Annotated in this window: 17 protein-coding genes; 10 read left to right on the top strand and 7 right to left on the bottom strand. The window is 72.8% G+C overall.

The annotated features are described in order from the left end of the window. Positions 1-85 precede the first annotated feature (85 nt). Genes AB0B02_RS17835 through AB0B02_RS17845 form a run of 3 tightly spaced genes read left to right on the top strand, consistent with a single transcriptional unit; the run spans position 86 to position 1,696 of the window. Positions 86-571, top strand: a complete 486-nt coding sequence (locus AB0B02_RS17835; protein ID WP_357301399.1) for a hypothetical protein — start codon at positions 86-88, stop codon at positions 569-571. Then, positions 568-1,026, top strand: a complete 459-nt coding sequence (locus AB0B02_RS17840) for a DCC1-like thiol-disulfide oxidoreductase family protein (RefSeq protein ID WP_281935940.1) — start codon at positions 568-570, stop codon at positions 1,024-1,026. Before AB0B02_RS17835 ends, AB0B02_RS17840 begins: the two co-directional genes overlap by 4 nt. After that, positions 989-1,696 (top strand): TetR family transcriptional regulator, encoded by a 708-nt coding sequence (locus AB0B02_RS17845; RefSeq protein WP_357301404.1) that lies wholly within the window; start codon positions 989-991, stop codon positions 1,694-1,696. Before AB0B02_RS17840 ends, AB0B02_RS17845 begins: the two co-directional genes overlap by 38 nt. Before the next feature lie 166 nt (positions 1,697-1,862). On the opposite strand, the gene AB0B02_RS17850 is transcribed toward AB0B02_RS17845, so the two are convergent. Then, positions 1,863-2,528: a GNAT family N-acetyltransferase gene (locus AB0B02_RS17850; RefSeq protein WP_281935944.1), complete on the bottom strand. Its 666-nt coding sequence runs from the start codon at positions 2,526-2,528 to the stop codon at positions 1,863-1,865. A 115-nt stretch (positions 2,529-2,643) separates the two neighbouring features. On the opposite strand from AB0B02_RS17850, the gene AB0B02_RS17855 reads away from it, so the two are divergent. The 6 genes from AB0B02_RS17855 to AB0B02_RS17880 all read left to right on the top strand — a co-directional run bounded on the left by AB0B02_RS17855 (position 2,644) and on the right by AB0B02_RS17880 (position 5,989). Then, a complete protein-coding gene (locus AB0B02_RS17855; RefSeq protein ID WP_357301409.1) occupies positions 2,644-3,339 on the top strand; it encodes a response regulator transcription factor in 696 nt (231 codons plus the stop codon). Continuing rightward, complete coding sequence (locus AB0B02_RS17860) at positions 3,332-4,354, top strand: HAMP domain-containing sensor histidine kinase (protein WP_281935946.1); 1,023 nt, start codon at positions 3,332-3,334, stop codon at positions 4,352-4,354. The genes AB0B02_RS17855 and AB0B02_RS17860 overlap by 8 nt, the downstream gene beginning before the upstream one ends. An 82-nt stretch (positions 4,355-4,436) precedes the next feature. Continuing rightward, entirely contained in the window at positions 4,437-4,622 is a 186-nt protein-coding gene (locus AB0B02_RS17865; protein WP_281935947.1) for a DNA repair protein, read from the top strand. Positions 4,623-4,685: 63 nt separating this feature from the next. After that, on the top strand, positions 4,686-4,943 hold the full coding sequence (locus tag AB0B02_RS17870) for a type II toxin-antitoxin system VapB family antitoxin (protein ID WP_281935948.1): 258 nt from the start codon (positions 4,686-4,688) through the stop codon (positions 4,941-4,943). After that, the gene (locus AB0B02_RS17875) at positions 4,943-5,362 is read left to right on the top strand and encodes a PIN domain nuclease (protein WP_281935950.1); all 420 of its coding nucleotides are present in this window, start codon (positions 4,943-4,945) and stop codon (positions 5,360-5,362) included. The genes AB0B02_RS17870 and AB0B02_RS17875 overlap by 1 nt, the downstream gene beginning before the upstream one ends. 108 nt (positions 5,363-5,470) lie before the next feature. After that, positions 5,471-5,989, top strand: coding sequence for a hypothetical protein (locus AB0B02_RS17880; RefSeq protein ID WP_281935952.1), 519 nt, complete (start codon positions 5,471-5,473; stop codon positions 5,987-5,989). Positions 5,990-6,036: 47 nt separating this feature from the next. Here AB0B02_RS17880 and AB0B02_RS17885 read toward each other — a convergent pair whose 3' ends face one another. From AB0B02_RS17885 to AB0B02_RS17900, 4 genes are all read right to left on the bottom strand, one after another. Further along, a complete protein-coding gene (locus AB0B02_RS17885) occupies positions 6,037-6,774 on the bottom strand; it encodes a Clp protease N-terminal domain-containing protein (RefSeq protein WP_357301416.1) in 738 nt (245 codons plus the stop codon). A gap of 31 nt (positions 6,775-6,805) precedes the next feature. Beyond that, positions 6,806-7,390 (bottom strand): hypothetical protein, encoded by a 585-nt coding sequence (locus AB0B02_RS17890; protein ID WP_357301419.1) that lies wholly within the window; start codon positions 7,388-7,390, stop codon positions 6,806-6,808. A 76-nt stretch (positions 7,391-7,466) separates the two neighbouring features. Continuing rightward, positions 7,467-9,827 carry a ricin-type beta-trefoil lectin domain protein gene (locus AB0B02_RS17895; protein ID WP_281936292.1) on the bottom strand — a complete coding sequence of 787 codons (2,361 nt, stop codon included), beginning with the start codon at positions 9,825-9,827 and terminating at the stop codon, positions 7,467-7,469. A gap of 133 nt (positions 9,828-9,960) precedes the next feature. Then, the gene (locus tag AB0B02_RS17900; protein ID WP_357301422.1) at positions 9,961-11,322 is read right to left on the bottom strand and encodes a ricin-type beta-trefoil lectin domain protein; all 1,362 of its coding nucleotides are present in this window, start codon (positions 11,320-11,322) and stop codon (positions 9,961-9,963) included. A 422-nt stretch (positions 11,323-11,744) separates the two neighbouring features. Here AB0B02_RS17900 and AB0B02_RS17905 point away from each other — a divergent pair, with 422 nt between their 5' ends. Beyond that, a complete protein-coding gene (locus AB0B02_RS17905; protein ID WP_357301425.1) occupies positions 11,745-13,922 on the top strand; it encodes a UvrD-helicase domain-containing protein in 2,178 nt (725 codons plus the stop codon). Here AB0B02_RS17905 and AB0B02_RS17910 read toward each other — a convergent pair. Together AB0B02_RS17910 and AB0B02_RS17915 are read right to left on the bottom strand one after the other, a co-directional pair. Beyond that, positions 13,894-14,301, bottom strand: coding sequence for a hypothetical protein (locus AB0B02_RS17910; protein WP_281935960.1), 408 nt, complete (start codon positions 14,299-14,301; stop codon positions 13,894-13,896). The two genes, AB0B02_RS17905 and AB0B02_RS17910, sit on opposite strands and share 29 nt — an antisense overlap. 14 nt (positions 14,302-14,315) lie before the next feature. Beyond that, a complete protein-coding gene (locus AB0B02_RS17915) occupies positions 14,316-15,218 on the bottom strand; it encodes a ParA family protein (protein WP_357301429.1) in 903 nt (300 codons plus the stop codon). Between the last annotated feature and the right edge of the window lie 41 nt (positions 15,219-15,259).

Raw genomic sequence — 15,259 nt, forward strand, 5'->3', positions numbered from 1 at the left:
GGCCACACCAACTTGAACACGTTCAAGAAACGTCGTACGCTCGCCGACGACGACAATTTGAACGCGTTCAAGAGAGGCGACGGGGATGGACGTGAAGGTCTGGATGTACCTGGCGTACCTCGCGGTCAGCATCGGGCTGACCGTCTGGGTGGCGCGGACGCTCTCCCGCAACGGGCTGGTGTTCCTGCGGGACGTGTTCCCCGACGACCGGTTGGCCGAGGCGGTCAACAGCCTGCTGGTCGTCGGCTTCTACCTGCTCAACCTCGGCTACGTCACGGTGGCCATGAAGGAGTCCGACCCGATCGGCGACGCCAGCCAGGCGCTGGAGCAGCTCTCGCTGAAGGTGGGGCTGGTGCTCCTGGTCCTGGGTGCGCTGCACTTCTTCAACGTGTTCGCGCTCGGCCGCTACCGCCGCGGCCGGATGCGCCACCAGGCGACCCACCCGCCGATCCCGCCGGCCGGCATGCTCCCGCCGCCCGGCGTGGCACTCCCGCCGCAGGGCGCCGCGTTCCCGCCGCGGGGCGGCCCGCGACCGGTCCAGTCCGCCGGCCCGAACCCGCCGGCACGGTGACGTCCGCCCCCGGCGGGCACCCGCCGGATCCCACCGGGCACGGGGCCGGTGGGATCCGTGGGTTCACCGTCCTCTTCGACGCCGGCTGCCCGCTGTGCCGCTCCGCCCGGCGGTGGCTCGCCTCGCGGGACCACCTCGTACCGCTGGAGTTCGTGGCGGCCGGGTCGGCGCAGGCCCGGCGACGCTTCCCCGGGCTCGACCACGACGCCACGCTGCGGGACCTGACCGTGGTCGCCGACACCGGCGCGGTCTACACCGGCGACGGCGCCTGGTTCGCCTGTCTCTGGGCGCTCGCCGGGCACCGCGCCACCGCCGAACGGCTGGCCCGCCCGCACCTGCTGCCACTGGCCCGGCGGGTGGTGGCGGTCGCCGCCGCGGTCCGCGAACGCGTCCGGGAACCGGGATACGGTGACCACGATGACCGAGCACAGTGCGCCGACGACCGGTGCGGGTGACCCGAGCGGTGGGGCGACCGCCCGGGGTGAGCAGACCCGCCAGCTGATCCTGGACACCGCGATGCGCCTGTTCCGCGAGCGGGGGTACGCGCGCACCACCATGCGTGCCGTCGCCCAGGAGGCCGGCGTGGCGGTGGGCAACGCCTACTACTACTTCGGCTCGAAGGAACACCTGATCCAGGAGTTCTACGCGGACACCCAGCGCGAGCACCGGACCGCCGCCGCGCCGGTGCTCGCCCGGGAGCGGGACTTCGCGCCGCGGCTGGCCGGCGTGCTGCACGCCGGCGTCGACGTGCTCAGCCCGTACCACTCGTTCGCCGGCACCTTCTTCAAGACGGCGGCGGAGCCGACCTCGCCGCTCAGCCCGTTCTCCGCCGAGTCGTCGGCGCCCCGCGAGGCGTCGGTGGCGCTCTTCCGCGAGGTGCTCTCGGGCTCCACCGCGAAACTGGACGAGGAGCTGCGGGCGGCCCTGCCGGAGCTGCTCTGGCTCGGCTACCTGGGCGTGGTGCTCTACTGGGTGCACGACCGCTCGCCCGGCCAGGCCAAGACCCGGCAGCTCATCGACGGCGTGGTCCCGCTGGTCGACCGGCTCGTGGGGTTGTCACGGCTGCGGGTGCTGCGCCCGGTCACCCGCCAGGCAGTCACCCTGATCCACACGCTGCGTCACTGACCCACCGTTTGACTGCGACGACGATTCCACAGGTCAAGTCCGCAACCGGACAAGGTCAGCGTCTTGCTCGGCCGCATAGGTTCACCTAGCGTTACCGACATCGGGGCCTGGGGGGAGAGGCAGCGGACCGTGGATCCGGCCCGGGATCCACGGTCCGCGCCGCCGCTCAGTGCGGGAAGACGCCGAACGAGGTGAAGCCCCGGTCCGGGAACCCGGCCGCCTCGGCCACCCGGGCGGACGCCAGGTTGCCCGGATCGTGGACGTAGGTGGGGATCGCCCCCTCGGCCAGCACCCGCCGGGCCGCCTGCGCGACCAGCCGCCGGGCCAGTCCGCGCCCCCGGGCCGCCGGCACCGTGCCCAGCGCCAGCTCGTGCCCGAACGCGTCGTGCCGCTTGATCCCCACGCCGGCCAGGTACGCGCCGTCGGCGTCCCGGACCACCAGCACGTCGGTGTCGAACAGACCCAGCCACGGTGGGGCGCCGGGCATCTCCGGCGGCAGCCACTCCCCCACGTCGGGCAGCGGCGCCGGGTCGGTGCACCAACGGAACACGCCCCGGTTCGTGGTGAGTTCCGGGGTGCCGACCGCCGCCGGCAGCGCGGGCAGCCACTCCTCGATCGACCGCCCCGCGACCAGCGCGCGCACCGCCTCGACCCGGGCCGGCGGCACCGAGAGGACGGTGCTGTCGCCGACCGTGACGCCGATCGCCGGGCGCGGTCGCCCGTCCCACGCCGGGCGGGCGCGGCGCCAGGACCGGACCACGTGCAACCCGGGCCCCGCCGGCCACTGCCCCAACCAGGTCGCCAGGTGCAGGAAGAGCCGTCGGTCGAGCACATGATCACGGTACGCCCACCGGGCCCGCCCGGTCGCCGCCGGCCGTAAGAACCTGGCAATGGATCACGCGCCCGCCCGTGGCTACGCTGGCCTCCCGGTCGGCAGGAGGTGCACCGTGGGGCAGCGGGTGCTGGTGGTCGACGACGACCGGACGGTCGCCGACGTGGTCTGCCGCTACCTGGAGCACGCCGGCTACGAGGTCGAGCACGCCGGGGACGGGGCGGCGGCCCTGGACGCCGTGTCCCGCCGCCCGCCGCACCTGGTGGTGCTGGACCTGATGCTCCCCGTGCTGGACGGGTTGGAGGTGTGCCGGCGGCTGCGGGAGCGGCCGGACGGCGTACCCATCGTCATGCTGACCGCGCGCGGCGACGAGGCGGACCGCATCCTCGGCCTGCAACTGGGCGCGGACGACTACCTGGGCAAGCCGTTCTCCCCGCGCGAGCTGGTGCTGCGGGTGCGCTCGGTGCTGCGGCGGGCCGGCGGCGAGCCGGCCGGCGTGCTGCCGGAGCTGCTCACCGACGGCGGCCTGGAGGTGGAGACCGGGCCCCGGGTGGCCCGCCTGCACGGCCGGGAACTGGCCCTCACGCTGCGCGAGTTCGACCTGCTGGCGCACCTGATGCGGCATCCGGCGCGGGCGTTCCGCCGGGCCGAGCTGCTGGAGCGGGTCTGGGGCTGGAGCTTCGGTGACCAGTCGACGGTGACCGTGCACGTGCGGCGGCTGCGGGAGAAGATCGAGGCCGACCCGGCCAGTCCCCGACGCATCGTCACCGTCTGGGGTGTCGGCTACCGGTACGAGCCGGCCGATGGGTGACCTCGCGCTGATCTTCGGTGCGTCGCTGGCCGCGGCGCTCGCGGTCGGGCTGGCCGGCGCGGTGGCGCTGCGGGTGCTGCGCGGCCGGTCGATCACCGTGCACATCTCGGTGCTGCTGGCCACGACCGTCGGCGCGGTGGCCGCCGGGGTCGCGGTGGTCGCCCAGGCCATGTTCCTCTCCCCGCACGACCTCCAGGTGGTGCTGACCACGCTCGCCGCCGCCGCGGTGGTGAGCCTGGCGGTGGGCTGGCTGTTCGGCCGCCGGCTGGCCGCCGCCGCGGTCTGGGCGGACCAGGCCCGGGCCCGGGAACGCCTCATCGAGAAGGGACGCCGCGACCTGGTCGCCTGGGTCTCACACGATCTGCGGACCCCGCTGGCCGGGTTGCGGGCGATGGCCGAGGCGCTGGAGGACGGGGTGGTCGACGAGCCGGTGACGGTGGCCGAGTACCACCGCCGGATCCGGGTCGAGACCGACCGGATGACCCGGCTGGTGGACGACCTGTTCGAGCTGTCCCGGATCAACGCCGGCGCGCTCCGGTTGTCGCTGTCCACGGTGGCGCTCGGCGACGTGGTCTCCGACGCGTTGGCCGGCGCGGCGCCGCTGGCCGCCGCCCGCCGGATCCGGCTGGTCGCCCCCGAGTCGGGCTGGCCGGCGGTGACGGCCAGCGAGCGGGAGCTGGCGCGGGTGGTGGGCAACCTGCTGCTGAACGCGATCCGCTACACGCCGGCCGACGGCACGGTGACGGTGGACGCCGGGCGGGACGTCGACACCGCCTGGCTGGCGGTCGCGGACACCTGTGGCGGCATTCCGGCGGACGATCTGCCCCGGGTCTTCGACGTGGCGTTCCGGGGCGAGCCGGCCCGTACGCCGGCGGCGGTGGAGCCGAGCGGGTCCGGCGGCCTCGGGCTGGCGATCGTGCGCGGGTTGGTTGAGGCGCACGGCGGGCGGGTAGAGGTCCAGAACGTCAGCGACGGATGCCGATTCGTGGTCCGCCTGCCGGCCGCCGGAATCTGACGCTTCGGCGGAACCGAACGCCTCGACCCCGCGTCATATTCACTTTCATACATGGACAAGTTTCTCTGGGACGGTAGTGGTCATGCCTCAGAAGCCGAATGACCGATTCCAGCAGGACCCGGCGCGGAGCTGGCGGGCCGCCGACGCGGCCAACCGCTTCCCGGCGCAGCCGGCCTACCGCGAGGCCCGGCACCGGGGGCCCTGCTGGGCCGAGCTGAACGCGCAGCCGGCCGGCACCCCCGCCTGGCGCGGCCTCACGACGACGTGACGCACCACGACACCTGATTCCTTGGTGCGTCCCGTGCGACTCTTCCGGTGTATGGTCGGCGACATGACGCGCATCACCGTGGACGTGAACGACGAGTGGCTCGAGGCGGCCCGGGAGGCTCTGGGCACGGACACCAAGGTCGCCACCATCAACGCCGCGCTCCACGCGTTCGCGGTCCGGCGACAGGCCAAGGAGATCGTCGCGGCCTTCGACCAGGTCGAGATGGACTTCACCAGGTCGGAGCAGGCGTGGCGGCACGGCGGAGGGCGCGATCTGAGCCGGCTGGCCGAGCACGCGCGAGAGGGCGAGGCCGCGGCCTGATGGCCGGCCGGATCTATCTGGCCGACACCTCGGTGTACGTGCTCCAGGGCCGCCACCCCTCGGTTCGGAAGCGCTTCGAGACGCTGCTGGCGGAAGGACGGCTGGCGGCGTGCCAGATGACCTCCCTGGAATACCTGAACAACGCGCCCAGCCCCAAGGGCTACGAGATCCTCTGGCAGGCACTGCGCGGGCACCGCTGGCTGGACGTCACCACGGAGGCGATGGACCGCGCCCTGTCGGTCCATCGCCTCCTGGCGGCCGACAGCCAGCACCGCCACTTCCGCCTGCCCGACCTCGTCATCGCGGCCACCGCCGAACTCCACGGCGCGGTGGTGCTGCACTACGACGCCGACTACGACCGGATCGCCGCGCTGACCGGCCAACCGACTGAGTGGGTGGCACCGCGGGGCAGTCTCTGAGCGACGCGGGCGGCGACGCACCGGGCGGCGGTCGTACCGGCCTTCGTACGCCTGTGCGGTAGCGTCTTGTGGTCCGATTTCCGGCCTACGACAGGAGAAGCTCCGCGCATGGGCAAGAAGACGATCCACGTCTCCGACTTCACCGGCCAGGTGCTGTCCCCCGACGACGAGGTGGTCCGGGTCGTCGTGCTGGAGCACCCGGACCTGGTCGCCGGGCCCGTGCAACTGGACGCCACCCCGGTCGACGTGGAGAGCATCGACGACGCGGCGCTGGACGTGGCCGTGGTGGAGATCCACGACCGGCACGGCGGCGGTGAGCCGCGCCGGGTGGTGCTGACCGCCAGCGAGTTCGACGCGATGGCGACCGACGTGCCGATGGCGCAGTTGCTGCGGACCGCCGAGCGGGTCAGGCCGCCGAAGACGCGGCGTACCGCCGAGAAGATCGACTACGGCACCATCGAGCACGCCGGCCGGCCGCACCGCGGCCGGGTCACCGAGGAGGAGGCCCGGCTGGTCCGGGACCGGCTCGACGAGGTGAACAAGCTTCTCGCCGACGCCGGCATCCGCCAGGTCGACCCGGCCGATCCGGAGCACGCCGCCCGCTACGGATTCCCCGCCGTCGACTGACAACCGTACGTCGGGCACGCGCCCCTGTGGCCCGTGCCCGACGCGGTTCAGGCGCGCTTACGGGTCAGCTCCGCCAGCGCGCCCTCCACCGCGGACTCCATCGCCTCCTTCGTCAGGCCGAGGCCACCGAGCACGCCGTCGACCCCCTCCTCCTCCAGCAGGGCGAGCAGGATGTGCTCGGTCCCGACGTAGTTGTGCCCCATCCGCAGCGCCTCCCGGAACGTCAGCTCCAGGACCTTCTTGGCGCGTGCGTCGTAGGGGATCAGGTCCGGAACCTGGTCGGCCTTCGCCGGCAGGGTCGCGGCCACGGCCTCCCGGAACATCTCCAGGGGTACGCCCTTCGCCTTGATCAACGCAGCGGCCAGCCCGTCCGGCTCGGCGAGCAGTCCCAGCGCCACGTGCTCCGGGGTGATCTCGGCGTGGCCGGCGGCCCGTGCCTCCTCCTGCGAGGCCAGCACCACGTTGCGGGCGCGCGGCGTGAACCGGCCGAACCCGGCGTTCGGGTCGAGCGCGGCGGCGGTCTCGGCCTTGGCGGCGGAGCGCTTCTGGGCGGCCTGCTTGCTCACCCCCATGCTGCGGCCGATCTCCGTCCACGAGGCGCCCGAGCGGCGCGCCTGGTCGACGAAGTGCCCGATCAGGTGGTCGGCGACGTCGCCGAGGTGGTCGGCGAGCAGGACCGCGTCGGCCAGTTGGTCGAGTGCGTCCGGGCGGGCTTTCTTGATGCCCTCGATCAGGTCGTCGAGGCGCACCGGGTGGCTCGTCTTGAGCGGTTCGGTCTCGTCCATGCGTCAACCATAGGTTGACGCACACCCCCCGTCAACCCCCGGTTGACGCTGCCCCATCCGGTCCGTCGGCCGGTCGGGGCGCCCGACCCACGTCTGCCGGGTAGTGGTCGAACCGGCGCAGGCCCAGCTTGCGCACCGCGACCGGCCACGGCGTCTCGGTCGCCAGCACCGCGAGATGCTCGAAGTTGGACAGGTACGACTCACCGCGCACCGCCCGCTCGGCGAGGATGTACGGCTCCAGCACGGCCCACGCCTCCCGGGCGCGGTAGCCACCGGTGCCGAGCAGCAGCGCCGGCTCGACCACCTTGAAGGCCAGCATCTGGCCCAGCCCGTTGTAGTAGAGCGCGATCCGGTTCACGTGCTTGCGGGCGTCGGCGGGCAGTTCGCTGACCGGCACGCCGCGCGGGGAGGCGGTCCGCAGCTCGGTGAGCACGAACTGCTGGCTGTCCAGGAACGTGTCGCTCATCCGGTCGCGGGTGAGCAGTTCGATCGCGACCAGGGTGTGGTTCGCGCCCTGCGCCAGCCGGAGCTGCCGGAGCGCGAAGAACGCCGAGACGACGACGGTGAGCACCGAGATCGCGGCCACGACCACGTTCGTCACCGCGGCGACATCCATGACCGTCATCGTAGGAGGGACGCGCCAACCCGGCCGCCCCGTGACGGGACGGCCGGGTCGGCGACGGGTGGCGGGGTCAGCCGCGTACCCACTGCTGGTTGCTGCCGCCGTTGCAGGTCCAGATCTGGACCGCGGTGCCGTTGGCGGTGCCCGCGCCGTTGACGTCCAGGCAGAGCCCCGAGCCGACGCCGACGATGGTGCCGTCGGCGTTGAGCCGCCACTGCTGGTTGCTGCCGCCGGTGCAGGTCATGATCCGCGCCCGGCTGCCGGAGGCGGTGCCCGCCACGTCGAGGCACTTGTTGCCGTACACGGTGAGCTGGTTGTTCGTGCCGACCGTCCACTGCTGGTTGGCGCCGCCGTTGCAGTCCCAGATCTGCACCACCGCGCCGTCGGCCTGGCTGGCGCCGTTGACGTCCAGGCAGCGGTTGGCGTTGGCGCTGCGGATCTCTCCGGTCGGGCTGCTGGAACCGTCGCCCGGCGTGATGGTGAGGTTGTCGAACTGGGCGGTGACACCCTGGCCGGTGCCGTACCCGATCTGGCCGGCGACCCAGGCGGAGTCCGACACGGTGCCGACCGTGGAGCCGTCGATCGCCGCGGTGAGCGTGCTGCCGTTGAGCTTCAACGACAGGTTGTGCCAGCGTCCGGTGCCCAGCGCCGAGGTGTTGCCGCTGGCCAGGGTGCGCCAGTTGCCGCTGGTGTTGTTGCTCCGGATGGACCAGGCGCCGCCGTCGGTGACCCGGAAGTAGTAGCCGTTCATGTTCTGCGGGCCCTGGTGGTTGTAGGTGTTGCCGCGCCCGATGAGCTGGACGTAACCGGGCTTCTCCAGCAGCACGTCCGAGGAGACCGTGTAGTTGCGCCAGGTCAGGTCGCCCAGCAGGGCGTACGGTTCGGCCTGGCCGGTCGTCCAGTAGATCGGCGCCTGCTCGGACATCTGGCGGACGCACTGGCCGGTCCGCCCGGCGGCGCACCCGGCGATCTCGAACGAGCCCTGCTGGTCCATCAGGTACTTGGCCTCGCGGCCGGTGGCGTAGCTGTCGAAGTTGTCGCTGTACGGCAGCTTCAGGTTGCCCTGCGCCGGGCTGACCGCGGTGCCCTTGCCCTGCCCGGAGGTGGTGGTGATGCTGTAGACGTAGCCGGGCTGGACGGTGAGCGAGAAGCGCCCGCCGTTCGGGGTGATGTCGCTGCCCCGGACGAAGTGGTCGGCGCTGTTGTTGGACCTGACGTTCGTCGCCCAGACGCGCACGGTGCCGGTGGAGAGCCCGCCGGTGACGGTGAAGTCGAGCTGCTGGGCCGCGCCGGCGTCCTGCGTCTCGATGATGGTGCTGTAGTCGCTGTTGTTGGTGGACTTCAGCGAGACGTAGCTGCCGTTGTTGCGGTTGCCGCCGAGATAGCCGCTCGACGCGTCGAGGTAGCGCCAACCCGGGGCGGCGAACTGCGTGGTGTGTGCCATCACCCAGGTGCTCTTGCCGATGGAGTACGCCCCGGACCAGGGCTGCTGGGCCACCGCGACGCCGGTGGTCGCCCAGGGGATGTTCGGGGTGATGGCGGCGATCACCGGCCAGTTGATGTAGCCGGTCATCTTGCCGTCGATGTAGCCCCGGTTGATGCCCCGGGCGAGCGCCGGCGCGCCGGCGTTGTAGTCGTCGGAGCCGTTCTCGCTGGCCCACAGCGGCTTGCCGGTCGAGATGGCGTTGGCGGAGCTGGGGCAACTGCTCTGGGCGCCGCGGTAGCCGCAGACGTAGTGGCTGCCGAAGACCTGCACCGCGGCGGCGAACGCCGGGTCACGCAGCGAGTCGTCGGCGGCCCCCCACCCCCAGTCGTCCGAGGCGACGATCTTCACGCTGCCGTAGCCGCGGGCGTTGAGCGTGGACCGCAGGTTCTTGTACCAGGTGGTGTTCCAGCCCTTCTCGTTCCATCCGCCCAGGTAGTTGATGGTCAGCCCGTGCGTCGCCGCGCAGTCCAGCCAACCCACCAGGTAGTTGATCGAGTCGGTGGACCAGAAGTTGCCGTTGCCGATCCAGCCCGGCGCCCCCCAGGCCAGGCCGGCCAGCGCGATGTTGGGATTGCGTTGCCTGGCCTGCTCCATCAGCCACCACTCGTAGCCCCGGTTGCAGTTCACGCTGCCCCGGGTGTGCTCGTGGCTGGGCTCGGCGCCGGAGGTGGAGTTGGTGTCGCCGCCGATCTCCGCCTTGAGCAGTTGCATCGCGGCGCCGTAGCCCGGCTTGAACAGGTAGTCGAGGATGTCGCTGCGCTGCGGTTCGGGGTAGTCGATCAGCAGTCTGCTGTTTCCGCCGCCGCCGCTGACCGCGCCGACGCCGTCGAGCGTCCGCCCGCCGGACGACCCGTTGATGGTGATGGCGGTGGCCGCCTGGGCCGGAGAGGCGGACGCGGTCAGAACGGCCGCCGCCGCGAGGACCGATGCCGCCGCAGCCGACATCACCGCCCGCCACGATCTCCGTGGACGACTCACTGTGCTGAACATCCGATCCGCCTCCCGGTCCCGATTAATCGATCAATGTCAATCTATAAGACGTCATATGTTAGCGTTCACACAAGGAGCGGTCAACGGCTCAGACGCGGCTCCACCGCTGGCTGGCCGCGCCGGTGCAGTCCCGGATCTCGGTCCGCGTGCCGTTGGTCGTGCCGGCGCCCACCAGGTCCAGGCACCGACCCGATCCGACCCCGGTGACGGTGCCGTCCGCGTTGAGCCGCCACTTCTGGTTGGACTGGCCGTTGCAGTCCCAGATGATCACGGAGCTGCCGTTGGCCGTACCGGCGCCGTTGACGTCCAGACACTTGCCGCCGAAGACCCGCAGTTCCTGGGCCGCCGTCGAGGTCCAGGACTGGTTGCTCTGGCCGTGGCAGTCCCAGATGATCGCCGCCGCGCCGTTGGCCTGCGAGCCGCCGTTGACGTCCAGGCACCGACCGGAGGCGGCGTTGCGGACGATCGACGTGCCGCCCGGCGGCGGAGTGGTCGGGCTGACCGTCGGGGTCGGGGTCGGGGTCGGATCGGTGCCGCCGAACTGGGTGAAGAACCGCCACACCTCGGTCTTCGTCCAGGTCCGGGCGCCGCTGTCCCCGCCGCCGTCCACCGGGCCGGGGGTGTGGCCACCGTCGAACGCGGCCCACACCACCGGATAGCCGGACCGGCAGCCGGCGTAGGTGGTGGTGGTGTGCGTCAGGCTGCCCGCCCTCGGCTCCGGCGGATTCTGCGGGGTGCAGCCGTTGTTGCGCACGAACGTGTCCCGCAGCGAGCGTCCGGCGGAAATGTTGAGCACCGGGTCACCGATGCCGTGGATCCCCAGGTACGCGATCGGCTGCGTGCCGCCGGCGCACCCGCTGAGTTGGCCACCGGAGTAGACCGCGACGGCACGGAACACGCCCGCCCGGGAACAGGCCAGCGAATAGCTCATGCCGCCGCCGTAACTGAAGCCGAGCGCGAAGAGTTGCGTCGTGTCGACGCACAGGTCCCCCTCGATCAGCCTGATCATGTCGTCGACGAAGGTGACGTCCTGACCGCCGGGGTTGGCCCAGCCGTTGCCGTTGCCCTGGGGCGCGACGAAGATGGTGCTGTTGTTCGCCTGCTGTCGCAGACCGTAGTAGGACCAGGCCTCCCGGTCCGCCCCACCGGAGTCGACGTCGTTCGCGGTGCCGCCGTTCCAGTGGAATCCGAAGATCAGCCGGTAGGCGTGGTTCCGGTCGTAGTTGTCGGGGATCCGCAGGATGAAGCTCCGGTTCTGGCCACTGCTCTGGATGGTCCGGGGACCACTCGTCAGCGTGGGCGCCCGGCCACAGCCGGCGGTCCCGGCGAGCGTGCCGGACTCCGCGGCCGAGGCGGACCCGCCCGGGCCGCCCGCCACTGTCGTCGCGGCCACCACGACCAGGACCGCCATGGCCGCGAGGGGCCCGAGGACGGTGCTGCGAAATTTCATGACGCGGCTCCTTCGCCACTTGGTGGGAACCTGTCCGGTACGGGGATCGACGACGACCCCCGTACCGCCACTCCGCCGGCCGGCACGGGGAGAACGCGCACGACGGGGTCCGCCGTGCGCGGCGTAGCTGTCCCGGACTTCGCCCCTGGTCCGCATGCCCGGTGCGCGACCAGCCGGCCGTCGCGTCGGCGGCGGCACCCGCACCGCACGTGCCCGATCGCGACCCGAACCGCCCGCCGTCGCCGCTGGAACGCCACAGCACGACTCGAATCGATTCGACCAGACCCTAGGCCGAGCAGTGAAGTATGTCAATGCTGTTGCCGGCGGGTGAGGTGCCTGTGACGTCGGACCGAGCCGGTACGGTGAGCCCCGACCGAGTCCCGTCGGCCGGACCGGTCCACACCGGCGTGAGGGAGGGCTGCGTGGCGTCCAGGGAAGCCGACATCGCCGCCGAGCAGAAATACTTCGACACCGCGGCCGAGCGCCGCGACCAGCGCCGCGACCACCTCGCCCGGCTGCCGTCCGCCGCCGCCCACGCCACCGCCGCGGCCCACCTGCGCCGCTACGCCGACGCCGCGGGGCGGGCGCTCGGCGCGGCCGACGAGGCGGTGGCGTTCGGCCGGATCGACGACGAGGCCGGCGGGACCCGGTACGTCGGACGACACCTGATCCGGGACGCCGACGGCGAGGTGCTGGTGGTCAACTGGCAGGCCCCGGCCGCCGCCGGCTGGTTCGAGGCCACCCCGGAGAACCCCGCCGGGATCCGCCGCAAGCGCGCCTTCACCTGCACCGGCAACACCATCGACGACCTGACCGACACCATCCTCGCCGAGATCGCCGAGGCGGTGGACGCGCACCTGCTGGCCGAGCTGAGCCGGGGCCGCACCGGCACCATGCGGGACATCGTGGCCACCATCCAGGCCGCCCAGTTCGCGCTGATCCGCGCCCCGCGTGACCAGGTGCTGGTGATCGAGGGGGGTCCCGGCACCGGCAAGAGCGCCGTGGCGCTGCACCGGGTGTCCTGGCTGCTGTTCCAGCACCGCACCGAGTTCTCCGCCGCGGACGTGCTGGTGGTCGGGCCGCACCCGACCTTCGTGCGCTACATCGGCCAGCTTCTGCCCGCCCTCGGCGACGACGGGGTGGAGCTGCGCGACGTCGGCCGGCTCGCCCCGGACGTGCCACGCGGTCGGACCGAGTCCGACGCGGTCGCCCGGATCAAGGGCGAGGCCCGGATGGCCGAGCTGCTGGCCCGCGCGCTGGACGCCCGGGTCGGCGTCCCCGACCCGGCCGAGCGGCTGCTGGTCGGCGGTCGGTTCGTCACGCTGCCCGGCACCGAGGTGGCCGAGGCGCTCGCCGTGGCCCGGGCCGCCGCCCTGCCGTACGCCGGCCGGCGCCGGCTGCTCGGTGACCGGCTCGCCGCCCTGGTGGCGGCCCGCACCGGCGTCGACCCGGCCCGGTCCGAGGCGGTCGGCAACCTCGTCGAGCGGCTCTGGCCACAGCAGACGCCGACCGGGCTGCTGCGCGACCTGCTCGGCTCCACCGCCCGGCTGCGGGCCGCCGCCGGGGACGCGTTCGCCCCGGCCGAGGTGGCGGCGCTGCACCGGCGCGGCGCGGACCGGCTGTCCCGGGAGACCTGGTCGGCGGCCGACCTGCCGCTGCTGGACGAGCTGGCGTTCCTCATCGACGGGCCGGGCCGACGGTACGCGCACGTGGTGGTCGACGAGGCGCAGGACCTGTCCCCGATGCAGTTGCGCGCGGTGGCCCGGCGCAGCGCCACCGGGTCGCTGACGGTGGTCGGCGACCTCGCCCAGTCCACCGGCAGGTGGGCGCGCGACTCGTGGGACGAGGTGCTCGCGCACCTACCGACCGTGCATCCGGCCCGGGTCGCCCCACTGCGGTACGGCTACCGCGTGCCCCGGCAGGCGTACGCGACGGCGGCGGCGCTGCTGCCGGTGGCCGCGCCGGGCGTGCCGCCGGTGGAGGTGGTCCGGGACGGCCCGGCCGACACCGGCGTGCACCGGGTCGGCCTGGCCGAGCTGGCCGCCCGGGCGGTCGCGGTGGCGCGGGAGCACGCCGAGGCCGGCCGGTTCGTCGGCATCGTCTGCCCGCCGCGGCAGCGACGCCCGGTCGAGGCGGCGCTGGCGGCGAACGACATGGCCTGGAGCAGCGCCGACCGGGGCGAGCTGGGCGGCGCGGTCAACCTGGTCAGTCCGCAGGAGGCCAAGGGCCTGGAGTTCGACGCGGTGGTGGTGGTCGAGCCGGAGGAGATCGTGGCCGGCGACGAACGCGGTCACCGGCTGCTCTACGTGGCGCTGACGCGCACCACCGGGCACCTCGACATCGTCTGCACCGGCGACCCGGTGCCGCTGGACGCGCCGGCCCGGCCCCGGCAGCGGGTGGGCGGCCCGACGGACGCGCCGTTCAGCAGGCGGGAGGCGCGGCGGCTCGCCGAACACCTGGCCGGGCAGGTGCGCAGCGCCGCCCCGGCCGCGTTCTGGGCCGAGGTGCTCGCCGAGGTGCGGACGCTGCTGCCGGAGACCGCAGGCAACCCCGAACGGCCGGAGGCCGCGGTCAGCCCCGGGCGGCCGGCGGACGGCTGACGGCGGCCGAGTCCAGCCGTCGCCCCACCGTCCACTGCACGATGTCGCGCTCGATGTCGGCCTTCCGTGCCTTGCCCGGCACCGCGATGCCCAGCTCGCCGGCGAGCGCCCGCAGCTTCGCCACGGTGAGCTTCAGGTCGGCGAGGTAGCGGACGCCGGCCGCGCGGTCCCCGATCGCGGCGAGGTCGGCCCGGACCCGGTCGGCGTCCACGCCGGCCGACGCGGTGGTGGCCGGCCGGGCGGCGGCCCGCGTCCGGTCGACCACGGCCAGCTTCGCGGTGCCGTCGGCCAGCGCGCTGAGCTGGTCGGCGGGGAGCGCGCGGACGAACTCCGCCACCCGCAGCAGGACGGCGTGGGCGAGGTCGGCGGGGTTGGACACCGGGAGTCTCCTTCTCACAGGCGGGTGCGGGCCAGGAACTCGCTGGCCAGCTGCCGCAGCTCGTGCTGCACCGTCTCGTTGGCGTTCGGCACCAGCACGGCGGGCAGCCGCCGTTCACCGGCGGTGCCGAACAGGGTCTTGTTCTCCCGGACGGTCTGCCGGAACACCGGGACCTCCAGGCTGTCGGTGTGCCGCATGTAGTTGCGGGACGCGTTGATCGGCCCGCCCGCGGCGTACTGGATCATAGTGAACACCACGCCCAGGTACTGCGGGTCGATTGTCGGTCCGGGCGCGGCGACCCGGTTGAAGTCCCGGACCAGCTCGGAGACCTTGCTGCGCAGGTAGTCGATACCGAGCGTGGACAGGTAGTCGGGCCGGGCCGGGGTGAGGATGTGCTCGCTGGCCACGATGCCGGTCCGGGTGACCATGGTGAAGTTCGGCGCGCAGTCGATGAGGATGTCGTCGTACCCGGCGAACTCCTCGGCGGCGAGCGCGTCGGCCAGCGCCCGGTGCAGCGGCAGGAAGTGCGGGCTGCCGTGCTGGAAGCGCGACCCGCCGAGCGCCGCGGCGAGGTCCAGGTCGACGTCGACCAGACCCAGGTGGGAGGCGACGAGGTCGAGGCGGCCCTCGTCGGGCAGCAGCGCGTTGGCCGGTTCCGGCGTGATCACGTACGGGTGCAGCGGGCCGGTGGGCTCCTCGGCCAGCACCGAGCCGAACCACTGGAGGATCGTCTTCTCGTACGCGAGGTCCTTCTCCCACTCGTCCGCCGGATAGAACGAGAAGGTGAGGCTGGCCTGCGGGTCGAGGTCGATCAGCAGGACCCGGCGGCCACGGGCGGCCAGCTCGGCGCCGAGGTTCGCGGTGATGGTGGTCTTGCCGACCCCGCCCTTGTAGTTGATCACCGACGTGATGCTCATACCGCTCCCCGCATCGCATGATGATCGCAGGCGTGGGTAGG

Origin of the sequence: Micromonospora sp. NPDC049240 (genome assembly GCF_040647835.1) — a bacterium.
Taxonomy (GTDB): Bacteria; Actinomycetota; Actinomycetes; order Mycobacteriales; family Micromonosporaceae; genus Micromonospora.